This is a genomic window from Paraburkholderia dilworthii (genome assembly GCF_000472525.1).
GTDB classification, from domain to species: Bacteria; Pseudomonadota; Gammaproteobacteria; order Burkholderiales; family Burkholderiaceae; genus Paraburkholderia; species Paraburkholderia dilworthii.
Window position 1 is genome coordinate 21499 of record NZ_AWZT01000060.1, and the last position, 11431, is coordinate 32929.

At 59.9% G+C, this 11431-nt stretch carries 8 protein-coding genes and 1 pseudogene; all 9 read right to left on the minus strand.

The window, feature by feature from the left end; genetic code table 11:
* Window positions 1-5: 5 nt before the first annotated feature.
* Window positions 6-2018: an extracellular solute-binding protein gene (locus tag F759_RS39155; protein ID WP_407668564.1), complete on the minus strand. Its 2013-nt coding sequence runs from the start codon at window positions 2016-2018 to the stop codon at window positions 6-8.
* Window positions 2019-2232: 214 nt separating this feature from the next.
* The gene (locus F759_RS0131760) at window positions 2233-4959 is read right to left on the minus strand and encodes a TonB-dependent receptor domain-containing protein (RefSeq protein ID WP_027803387.1); all 2727 of its coding nucleotides are present in this window, start codon (window positions 4957-4959) and stop codon (window positions 2233-2235) included.
* Window positions 4960-5360: 401 nt separating this feature from the next.
* Window positions 5361-5910 (minus strand): annotated as a pseudogene (locus F759_RS39160) (helix-turn-helix domain-containing protein).
* 302 nt (window positions 5911-6212) lie between these two features.
* Window positions 6213-7397, minus strand: coding sequence for a tetratricopeptide repeat protein (locus tag F759_RS0131770; RefSeq protein WP_027803388.1), 1185 nt, complete (start codon window positions 7395-7397; stop codon window positions 6213-6215).
* Between the two features lie 9 nt (window positions 7398-7406).
* Window positions 7407-7835: an ExbD/TolR family protein gene (locus F759_RS0131775; protein WP_027803389.1), complete on the minus strand. Its 429-nt coding sequence runs from the start codon at window positions 7833-7835 to the stop codon at window positions 7407-7409.
* Window positions 7836-7942: 107 nt separating this feature from the next.
* Window positions 7943-8365: an ExbD/TolR family protein gene (locus F759_RS0131780; protein WP_027803390.1), complete on the minus strand. Its 423-nt coding sequence runs from the start codon at window positions 8363-8365 to the stop codon at window positions 7943-7945.
* Between the two features lie 12 nt (window positions 8366-8377).
* Window positions 8378-9286 (minus strand): MotA/TolQ/ExbB proton channel family protein, encoded by a 909-nt coding sequence (locus F759_RS0131785; RefSeq protein ID WP_027803391.1) that lies wholly within the window; start codon window positions 9284-9286, stop codon window positions 8378-8380.
* A 76-nt stretch (window positions 9287-9362) separates the two neighbouring features.
* Window positions 9363-10073 (minus strand): energy transducer TonB, encoded by a 711-nt coding sequence (locus F759_RS0131790; RefSeq protein WP_027803392.1) that lies wholly within the window; start codon window positions 10071-10073, stop codon window positions 9363-9365.
* A 464-nt stretch (window positions 10074-10537) separates the two neighbouring features.
* Window positions 10538-11431: IS3 family transposase (locus tag F759_RS0131795; protein ID WP_084534403.1), on the minus strand; the 894-nt coding region annotated here is incomplete at its 5' end.

The following is an 11431-nucleotide window of genomic DNA, read 5'->3' on the forward strand; positions in this document are numbered from 1 at the left end:
GTGCCTCAGTGAGCCGTAGCGGCCGTGGCCGTGGTGGAAGATGCGGTCGGGGCAGACGGTGTTCTGGCGAACCAGTAGTCGATTACCCAGTCTTCGTATTGATACGACATCGGCACTTTGGCCGGATGACCGAGCGTCGACTTGTAGCCGATTCGCGCGCCCGGCGCGTAGTACTCCGGCACGAGGTAAAAGGAATAGATCAGTACACGATCCAGTGCGCGGGTCGCTGCTTCGAGATCGTCGAGATTGCCGGCGGAGAGCGCCGATTGAATGAGTGAATCGACCGCTTTGGAGCGGATGCCGGGATAGTTCTCCGAGCCGACTTCCGACGCCGCCGCACTGCCGAAACGGCGCTTCAGTTCCGCGCCGGGAATCGTGACAGGCGGATAGATGAAAGTCGTCATGTCGTACTCGAAGTTGTCGAGCCGCTTCTGGTACAACGCGCTGTCGATCTCGCGCATATGCGCATGAATGCCGAGCATGCCGAGCGCCTGCATATACGGCAGAATGAGCCGATCCATGCCCGGCTGATCGTCCATGATCTCGATCGTCATCGGCGTGCCGTTCGCGTCGCGCAAGGCACCGTCGCGGTAGTGCCAGCCGGCTTGCGCCAACAGATCACGCGCGACGCGCAGATTACCGCGCAATGAATTCGGCGCGATAGTGTCGGGCTGCTTGAGCATGGGACCGAACACCTCGGGCGGCACGCTCGCTCTCAGCGGTTCGAGCAACGCCAATTCCTTCGGACTGGGCATGCCGGTCGCGCCGAACGGACTCGCTTCAAAATAGCTGCTGGTGCGCCGGTATTGGCCGTAAAACATCATCCGGTTCATCCAGTCGTAGTCGAATGCCATCGTCAATGCGTGGCGCACGCGTGGATCCTGGAACATCGGCTTGCGCAAGTTCATCAGCATGCCTTGCATCTGTGCGGGACCATCGGTGAACAGCCCTCGCTTCAACAGTCCATTGTCGAAGTTCTTGCCGACATATTTGCGCGCCCATTGCGTTGCGCTGTATTCGACGATAGCGTCCGCGTCGCCGGCTTTGAACGCTTCCAGTTGCGTATAGTGATCGCGATACAGCTTGAAAATGATGCTCGCGAAGCGATACATGCCGCGCCGCGACGGCAGATTCGCGGCCCAGTAGTCCGGGTTGCGGCGATAAGTGATCTGCTTGTCGTTCTTGCGAAACTCGATCAGATACGGACCACTCGCAATCGGCGGTTCATTCGCGATCTGGTCGAACGGCAGACGTTTGCCGTCGGGACGCATGCCCCATTTCGGCGAGAAGATCGGCAAGTCGCCAGCGATCAGCGGTGCGTCGCGCTCCGAATGTCTGAAGTCGAAGCGGATCGTGTTTCTGTCGACTACGGTCGCGGTTTTAATGACCGAGAACTGTGCGTTGAAAAGCGGCGAGGCTTTCGGGCTCGTCAATGTGTCGAACGAGTATTTGACGTCGGCGGCGGTAATCGGATCGCCGTTCGAAAAGCGCGCGGCGGGATTGATGTGGAACGTGGCCGAACCCAGGTCTGGTGCAACTTCGACATCATCGGCGATCAACGGATACTCGGAGGCGAGTTCGTCCCAACTGCGCTGCATCAGCGTATCGAACATCAGATTGAGGATGTCGGGCGCGGGCGCGCCGCGCACCAGAAACGGATTCAGCGAATCGTAACTCTGCAGTTCGTTGTAATTCTGAAAACTGAGCGTGCCGTTGGTCGGCGCGTCAGGATTCGCATAGTCAAAGTGCGTGAAATCGGCGGGATATTTGGGCTGGTCGTATTGCGCGATCGCTGGGTTTGCCATTGCGTCGCCGGGAGCGAGCGTCGCCAGTGCGCCAAACAATGCGGCTAGCGCCAGTGCGGCGCGCCCACCGTTGGCCGCGAATGCCCAGCCGAAGGTTCGCTTCGCGCGCAACGGCCGTAACTGTACGAGTCTTTTCATGGTTCTGCGCGAGGGTGCACACGGGCTTCTGGCCAGCGCGCTCGGTCGGATGGTGCGTCTGGTTGACGCGACGATGCGCACAGTCATCGCTCGCGCTACACGCCCATGCTGCGGCGAACCAGGTCCTGTCGAACAGCAATGCGGGCCTGGAAGCCTTGGCCACAGATTCCCCAAGGGGGAATTGCTGCGGGGCGTACTTCACTATGTATTTCATCAAAAACCTGGTCGCTCCAGCGCCCTACCGCACGCCGAAGCGACCGTTCCTACCAGGCAAACCGACTACACGTCATCAGAACTTGTACGTTGCGCCAATCTGCGCGAAACGGCCGATGTACGTGTATAGCGACGTGTCGTAGCCAGTCTGGTCCAGCGTACCATTAGCAAAAATCGGATCGTACGGCGGGATACGGTTGAAGATGTTGTCGATGCCGCCGTAAATCGTCCAGTGCCTGAAGCCCGTGTACGTCATCATCAGGTTGAACTGGCTGTACGATCCCACTCGGCTCGGCGCCGGAGACTGCGCCAGATTCTGTGCGTACGGACCCGTGAACTGCCACGTCAACGCTGCGTCAAACTTGTGGTACGCCCAGTCCACCGTGGTGTTGCCCTTCCAGCGCGGAAAGCTGCCGCCGAACGGTTGCGTGATGGTGTAGTTGTTGCCCGCACCATTCACCGGCCCACCCGGCAAACCGAGCTTGAAGCTGTTCACGTAAGCCCAGTCACCCGACAGGGTGAACGTACCAACTGACGTCGGCAGAGACTGGCGAAGCGTGCCTTCGAAACCGTTCGTATCGAGGTAGCCCAGGTTCGCGTACGGGATATTGACGTACAGCGTCTGGCCGGTCGTCGGGTCGACAACCGTTGACGCAGGAGCACCCTGCCCGATCACATTATCTACGCGAATCTTGTACCATTCCAGTCCGACATCGGTCGTACGGGTCGGCGATACCTGGAAGCCAATGTCCAGATTACGCGTACGTTCAGCCTTCAGGTTCGGATTACCCTCGGTGATCGAGGTGTAGTTCTGGCCGGTGGCCTGATCCACCTGAATACCCAGCGTGCGCGAATTGCTGTTCTCGACGAACGTCGGCGCACGGAAGCCGCGATTGTACGAAGTGAACATCGTGAGCGCCGAAACCGGCTGATACCGAAGCGCAAAGCGCGGCGAGAACGCACCGCCGACATCGCTGTAGTGGTCGTAGCGGCCCGATTGACTGAAAGTCAGGTTGCGCACGATTGGAATGTCCAACTGGTAGTACACGGCTGCCACGTTGCGCTGACCGTTCACCGTCTGGAGATTCGGATTGATGACGGTACCATCTGCGAACCCTGCACCCGGTGTCATGATTTCGCTCTGGTGCGTGAACTGTGCACCAAAGCCAAGACCCACGTCACCCGCCGGCAGATGGAACAGTTCCGGTGTCGCCAACGTCGCGTCAACCGTATCTAGCTTCGAGATTGCGAGGTTGTTCGCGCTCGTGTACAGACCGATGGCCCCGTTGGGGGTCGCAGCCGGATTCGAAAAGTTATACGTGCCGTTCTGGTAAATGTTGTTCAGCACGCCCGCGTTCAGCTCGTTCGAGTACTCGTTCGAGACCGTGCTTTGAGAATGGCTGACCGACGTCGCCCAGTCCCATTCGCCGTTCGGCAGATTAAACGTGCCTTTGATACCTGTGGACGCGCGCCAGAACGTCGCATACGTTTCCTGCGCCATCGCGTTCGGGAAGGTGTACGTGAGCGGTGTGTCGACGCCGAACGGGTTGTACTGGTTTGACGCTGGCACGACCGTGTTGAACGGGGTGAGTTGCTTCGTCTGAGGGTTATACACGAGGGTCGGGGTCTGCGGGTTGCCGACCACATTGACACCCTGGTTACTGGTGCTCGTGTTGCTGCTGATCAGGAAGTCGCCGAACGCCGTCGTCGTATCGTTGACCTTGAAATCAGCATGCAGCTTTGCGTTTAGACGCTCGGTCAGCGGCAAAATAGACATGCTTTCCGCGGTGTTGGTGGCGCACACCGTGCCGCCCGACACCCCTGCTGAAGCGATCGAGTTGGTGCCTGCAGGGTGTACCGAACTACCCGGAGGGCAGCCCATCAGTGGCTGCGCGGTACCGCCGGGCACATTCCAGTAGGACGGTGAGAGCAATGACAGACCGCCCGGCTGCTGCGTGAAGTCCTGATTGCGCGTCGAGTCGCGGTCTGCCAACGTGAAGCCGTTTGACTTGTAGTAGCTCGCCGCAGCGGTCACATTGAAGCCGTCGGAATTGAGATCGCCGAACCCACCGAGCACGCCGAATTTGATCGTGCCGTCGCCATTGCCACCATTAAGGGCGCTGCCAAGGCTGCCGTCAAGTTGCAGCCCCTGGAAGTCGTGCTTCGTAATGATGTTGACCACGCCGGCGACCGCGTCAGAGCCGTATTGCGACACGGCACCGGCCTTCACGATTTCGATGCGGTCGATAGCGTTCAGCGGAAGCGTGTTCAGGTCGAAGAACGAGTCGACGCTGTTCGAGAAGAACGCGAACGGCGCAACGCGCTGTCCGTCCACCAGCACCAGCGTATATTTTTCGCTCAGACCGCGCAGCGCGATACCCGCAGCGCCTGCAGCGAAGTTGGCCGCTTGGCCTTCGCCCCAGCTATTGGCTGAGTTGGCCGAGGTCGTGCGCAGGAAATCGGCAACGGTCGTAGCGCCGCTGTCCAGGATCTCTTTCTGCGAAACCGTCTGGACCTGATTGAAGCCAACCTTGTCGGCGCTGCGAATCAGCGAACCGGTGACTTCGAACTTCTTCAATTGCGCAACGTTGCCGTTGCCAGTCGCGGTCGCGGGTGTTGCAGCGGTGCCCGATGCCGGAGTCGCAGCCGCTGCCGGCGTGCTGTCATTGCTCGTCGTGCCCGCCGCCATTCCCGTCGTGGCCGGCTGGCTTTGTGCAAATGCCGGAATGGCGATCGCGGCCGACAATGCCAGTTCAGCCCAGACTATTCTCTTGATGGTCAGCGCCAATGCCCTTTGTTTCATTTTCCCCTTCCCGCTCGTCAGTTAGGCAACAGCAGTATGTGAGGGGAGGTCTTGTGAACCCCCCACTCGATATACGGCGATCTTGCGCCGCGCTTCGTTAAAGCCGCCCCGTACTCCTTGCCGATCTCTCCGTGCCCGGCAACCGGCTGACCGGGCTGGCGAATACACTCTGATAGGCGGAGTACGTTAAACCCCTATTACCATCGGACTACTAACCGATTACAAACTAAATGCACACCACTTTCTACTTGCTTCCACTTCTTATGTGTCACAGCGCAGGCTTGGGTAATGCATTGCCCATCTTCACACCTTTGTCCTTTCAAACTCAGGCAATGCCTACAGAACAGATACAGATACAGATACAGCGCGACCGCTATCGCGAGAAAGCGTGGAGTGAGTCTCTAAAACAGTCGTGGCGTGCCAACCCATACGAGTACCGCTTCTTCTCGGGCCGTGTTGGCCCAGGCGTGAGGCACGGTCGAGTCGTAATGCGCGGCGTCACCTGCATGCAATACGAACGTGCCCGCTCACCACATACAGAAACTCTTCCCCGGCATGCGTCGTGACCTCCGATGGATTCTGTCCCACCGGCATCCTGACGAGAATGACTTCCAGCTTGCTGCCGACCGAAAGATTCGTCAGCCGCCCGAAGAGATTCGCACTTCCATCAAAACCGAAGTACTGCAGATCGTTGGCTCTACGCACCGACCTGTCTTCAGTAGGCGTGCCGACGAAGTACTGCACCGTGACACCTAGGGATCGAGCGATTCCAACTAGCGACGTGATTGAGGGCGTTGATTGCCCGCGTTCCACTTGCGACAGAAAGGGCTTGGAAATCCCTGCGGTCTTTGCCACTTCATCCAGCGTTCGATTCAGCCGTTGGCGAAGCGCGCGGATTTTTCTTCCTATAGAGACTGCAACTTGTGCCTTGTTATCGCGTGGCAAAACCATAGCAAGACAGAATCCACTAGTCAAAAATAGTTTGATGGGAGCTAATTACGTGTCATCTAATACAACACCTCGCCTGAAACAGGCTGGTATGCCAGGCGAGTGCGGACCCTGCGTAAAGCGACTAACGCGCTTTTCGGGGACGTCCGCCCTCTTTGCACGCGGCGCGACAGTTGCGCGTGCATCCGCGTGCAGCCGCTGGCACGAGACTACATTCCCCGACGGCAACTGCGCGCCCGCATGCTTGATACTGCGCAACTATCCAGCGCGCTTCGGCGGATGGAACATAGTGCAAAGGAGTGCCTCTACCTCGACGCCACCAGCACCCACAAACGTGCGAGATCGGCTGAACCATCCGTGCCCTTCACCTCACGGAAGGTTTGCACCGCGCGAGCCTTGTCGCCCGCTATGTAGTAGGCCTCGCCGAGATGCAGTTGCGCCTGGTCGGGGTGGTCGATGCCGCCCTTCGCAATGGCGGCATCCATTGCGGCCAGACCCTGCTTTGCCTGCCCCGCGAAAACCTGGTTGAAACCCATATCGACTGGCGCAACGGGGTTCGCCGGATCGGCCGCCGCCTGCGCGCGCTTTGCGGCGAGTGCCTGCAGCCGCTTCTCGCGATCGGCCTGCGCGCCATGCCCCAGCACGCCCGACGCAAAGCCTTGATCGATGACCTGTTTGCCTTCCGCCGTGGTGCCCGCCACGATCGCGAGTTGGGTCATTTCCATGTAGTCGTCGGCGGTGGACAGCGAACCGGTCGCGCGGCGCAGTCGGTACGTGTCGATATCGAGCTTCGACGAATAGCCCGGCTTGTTGCGAATCGCCGAGAACAGATCGTCCCAGTACGACTGCTTCGGATGATAGGCAACCAGCTTTTCGAGCGCGCCGCGGTACGTCGTGTCGTCCTTCACGCGCTGCGCACACGTGCCGAGCAATTGCAGTTGCGACTCGTCGGGCGCGTGGCCGGCATGGACCTGCGCGTCGATGCCCGGTTTGAGCAGGCTCACCACGCTCGCGCAATCATTCGACAGGTAGTACGACTGAACGAGCAGCGTTCGCATGTCGGGGTCGCTGCCGCCCGACTTCAGATAACGCTGCGCAATCTTCGCTGCCTGCGCATAGTTCTTCTGCTGGAAGTAGATCCCCGCCAGTGCCGCCGACGTGCGCTGCTCATCCGCGCCACTCAGCTTCCCCGAACTCAGCAACGTTTCGTAGGCCTGAGCAGCCACGCCGGATTCGCCCGCCGCTGCCGCCGCTGCGCCACGCATTTCCTCGATCATGGTGCTTTCATACGGCGTCTTGCCGGGCACAGCCGCAGCCTGATCGATCTTCGTGAGCGCGTCCTTGTACTTGTGGGCGCGATACAGATCCTGCGCGGCGTTCAGCGGCTTCGCCACATCCGGCCGCAAGGTGTCGGCGGCGTGAGCAGCGAGCGGCAGTACGAGAGCGGCCGCGATGACCGCGCGCTTGAACCGTTGATGAATCGTTTGCATTGCCCTTCCCTATTGCATGTACTGCTCATTGCCGATCAGACCGATCTTCGTCGCGCCCAATCGTTGCGCGGACGCCATCACCTCAGCGACGTCCTTGTATGGAACCAGCTTGTTGGGCCGCAGATGGATTTCGGCCTGAACCGGCTCGGCTGCTACCTGCGAGAGCCGGGATTCGAGCGCCGCCCGATTCGGCACGGGCTGGCCGTTCCATGTCGTGGTGCCGTCGAAATCGATATCGATCTGCACTACTTCGGGCTGCGTGATGGGCGGCGGCGGGTTGCCGACCGGCAGATTCATCTTGATGGCGTGCGTCTGAATCGGGATCGTGATGATCAGCATGATCAGCAGCACCAGCATCACGTCGATTAGCGGCGTGGTGTTGATGTCGACCATCACATCCGGTTCGCTATCCCCGCCCGACGATACATTCATTCCCATAATCGGCTCCTGTCGATCGGACTTGGCGCCTTAGCTGTCGGCCAGAGTTGGTGCCTTAGCCCTTACGCTGGTCCCATGCAAAGCACTTAGTCCGATCCCATGCAAACTTATCCGCCGCGCGCGGGCGGCTCTGTGATAAACGAAACCTTGGCGATTCCGGCGCGCTCGCACTCGGTAATGACGCGGCCGATGAACTCGTAGCGCGCGTTCTGATCGCCACGAACATGCACTTCCGGCTGCGGCGTCATGACCGACACGGTTTTCAGGCGTGCCAGCAGCGTCGGCGCGTCGACCTGTTTCTCATTCCAGAAAAAATCGCCGTCGCGATTGACTGCGATGACAATACTTTTCGGCGTGGTCTGCAGCGGCTGGATCGCTTCCTTCGGCAATTGCACTGGCACCGTATGCGTTACGACCGGAATCGTGATCAGAAAGATGATCAACAGAACCAGCATCACGTCGACGAGCGGCGTGGTGTTGATACTGGAGATGACCTCGTCGTTGTCGTCCTGCCCAACGCTCATTGCCATGACGGACTCCGCTTATTGAACCAGCGACGCTTCGCGAGCCGCGGCGCGCGCCGGACGGCGGCTGCCGGCCAGCAGAACGGTATGCAGTTGCGCGCCGAAAGCACGCACACGCTCCATCACCGACTTGTTGCGGCGAACCAGGAAGTTGTAGCCGAGCACCGCCGGCACCGCCACCGCGAGGCCGATGGCGGTCATGATCAACGCTTCGCCCACCGGGCCCGCGACCTTATCGATCGAAGCCTGACCCGCAATCCCGATGGCCGTCAGCGCGTGATAAATCCCCCACACCGTACCGAACAGGCCGACGAACGGCGCCGTCGAACCCACCGTGCCGAGGAAAGCCAGGCCGTCTTGCAGACGATTCGACACGTTAGTGATCGCACGTTCGACCGACGTATCGATCCACGTATTGCGGTCCACGGCTTCGAGCAGCGCTTCGTCGTGATGCTCGCCTGCCTCGATTGCCGTTTCGGCGATAAAGCGGAACGGCGACGTTTCGTCGAGGAGCTTGGCGCCTTCGAGCAGCGACGGCGCGCTCCACAGTTGTTCGTCGGCGCTCTTCGCGCGGCGGTTCGCCCGGAACTGCTCGACAAACTTGGTGATCATGATGTACCAGCTGCCCATCGACATCAGCACCAGCAAGATCAGCACGAAGCGGGCGACGAAGTCGCCGTTCTTCCAGAGAGCGCCAAGGCCGTACGGGTTGCTGACGGTTTCGGACGTGGCCGGCGCCGGGGGCGGCACAGCTTCGTCGGCGGCCGAGCCTGCGGTTTGCGCCGCGGCGGTCGCCGGCGCAGCGGCCGCCGACGCGGTGGCGTCACTAGCCTGCGCATGGGCCATTTGCGGTGCAACAAAGGTATCTACCGTGGTTACGGCGATCAACATGCTTGCCGCCAGTGCGACGAGAGTACGCTTCTTCATGCCTGCTCCAAGTTCATTAGTACAACTTCTAAACCAAGACTGATAAATCGCTACCGGTACCGAACAGCCGGTGAATTCAGTTCAGGTTAAACGAGAACGGAACCTGCACACGGACAGCCTGGCCTTGGGAAACGCACGTGAACTGCTTGACCGCGTTGAATGCCGCGCGATCCAGTGATGAGTCGTCCGAGGATTTGGCAACACGTTCATTCGTAATATGGCCCTGCGGATCAACCACGAATTCAATGAGAACATCACCGGTCACGTTGTTTTCCTGCGCTTCCTTCGGATAGCGGATCGACGAGCGGATCTGATCCGAGTTCGGGCACACGACTCCGACTTCGGTGCTCACCGGCTTGCTCGGCGCGGGCGGCGCCGGCGGTGCGGGCGGCGCGACGGCAGGCGCCGACACGACCGGTGCGGCCTGATGCGTAATGGTCGGCTGCGGCGGCGTTTGCACCTGCACTTCCGGCGGCGGCACGAACGGCGGCGGCGGCGGCGCGAATTTGGGCGGCGGCAATTGCACCGTGGGCAACGGCGGCGGCGGCGGCGGTTTCACCGGTTCGATGATCTTCGTTTCAATAGGATGCTGAATGACCTGCACGACCTTGGTGGCGAGGCCATTGATCAATGCATAGATCAGCACGATATGCAGGAGCAGAACAATTGCGATGCCGCCGAAGCGGCGTACTGGGTTTTGTTGCTTACGCCCGAATTCACGCGGGCGCCCCGGCCTTTCCATACGGGCCGCTGCTGCCGGAAATTGCCCTTCGACTTTCGTACCCACCTTTACTCCTCCGGCGTGAACCGTCCATTTCTGTAACTGCAGTGCGCTTGAATATGGCAATCAGCGTTCTTCGGGCAACCGCTTCCTTCCTCCCGCACATTGATCTGCGCGCTGAAGTTAGCTTGCGGCGCTGAAAACTGATGCGATGAAACAGATAGGGCTGTAAGACGTCCCCGCGGTACTTCACACCCGCCGAACGATCATCTAATTACAACTTCCATTCAAATTAGACTCGCCCATTTCGGGCTGCCAAGAACACCTGGAGACTGTCCGAACGAAGCGCGCTGCGGCTTCTAGACTTTATGCGCGATTGTCACCGGCGTTTCATGGGATGCGACGATAGCAGGACAAAAAAAGTGCGGTCAAACTTTATTTGATAGCAGCATGCAACGTTTAGAGAAAACACCCCGGGGGTAGCCGTAACCTCTGGGAGTGGATTTGCCCCCGTACTTCCGGACACCGCCTCACACTAAGGTTGATGAATCGGTTCTGCGTCGGAACTCGCGTGGCGAGCGATATTGCAACGCGCTGTGAGGATGCTGCTCGTTGTAGTGCTCGAATGCAATGGCGAGATTGCGTGCAGCCGTTGCCGCGTCGGGCTTCGGCATAAAGGCGACGTAGTCACGCTTCATCGTCTTCACGAAGCTTTCCGCCATGCCGTTACTTTGCGGGCTGCACACCGGCGTCGTCAACGGTTTCAATCCGATGGATGTCGCGAAGCTGCGGGTCTTGTCCGCCGTGTAGCCCGAGCCGTTATCCGTCAGCCATTCGATTTCGGCCGGCGCCTTCAAGGCGTTTCCAAAGCGGTTCTCGACGGCTGCAAGCATGACATCACGCACCACGTCGCCGCTATGGCCGCCGGTCGTTGCCGCCCAGCTCATCGCTTCACGGTCGCAGCAATCCAGCGCAAATGTGACGCGCAGCGGCTCGCCGTTGTCGCAACGAAACTCGAAGCCGTCGGAGCACCAACGCTGGTTGCTCTTCGATACAGCAACCTTGCCGTCATGTCGTCGCTCAGGCCGTGGCGGAAGCGCCCGGCGCTGCAGCAACAGGCCGTGAACACGCATCACGCGATACACCCGCTTGGCATTGACTGAAGCGGCGCCCTGCGATTCCCTCTCGCTTCGCAACCGGCCCCATACGCGCCGGTAGCCGTAGCTCGGCAAGTCGGCAATGCACAACCGAATTTCCTCGACCAGGCTCGCATCATCGGTCTTGCGGGCCGTGCGTGCGTCCCGCCAATCAGCAGGCCGCGTGCGCTTTGCCGTCACATTCGAACGCGCTACACCGAGAACGTCACAGACCTGCTTCACTGGTCGTCCCCCGGCAATGATGGCGAGCGCGCAATCCATTTTTTT

Bases quoted from the DNA above. Each gene is read 5' to 3' on its own strand.
- F759_RS0131760 (WP_027803387.1), bottom strand. From the start codon at position 4,959: ATGAAACAAAGGGCATTGGCGCTGACCATCAAGAGAATAGTCTGGGCT.
- F759_RS0131785 (WP_027803391.1), bottom strand. From the start codon at position 9,286: ATGAAGAAGCGTACTCTCGTCGCACTGGCGGCAAGCATGTTGATCGCC.
- F759_RS0131780 (WP_027803390.1), bottom strand. From the start codon at position 8,365: ATGGCAATGAGCGTTGGGCAGGACGACAACGACGAGGTCATCTCCAGT.
- F759_RS0131770 (WP_027803388.1), bottom strand. From the start codon at position 7,397: ATGCAAACGATTCATCAACGGTTCAAGCGCGCGGTCATCGCGGCCGCT.
- F759_RS0131775 (WP_027803389.1), bottom strand. From the start codon at position 7,835: ATGGGAATGAATGTATCGTCGGGCGGGGATAGCGAACCGGATGTGATG.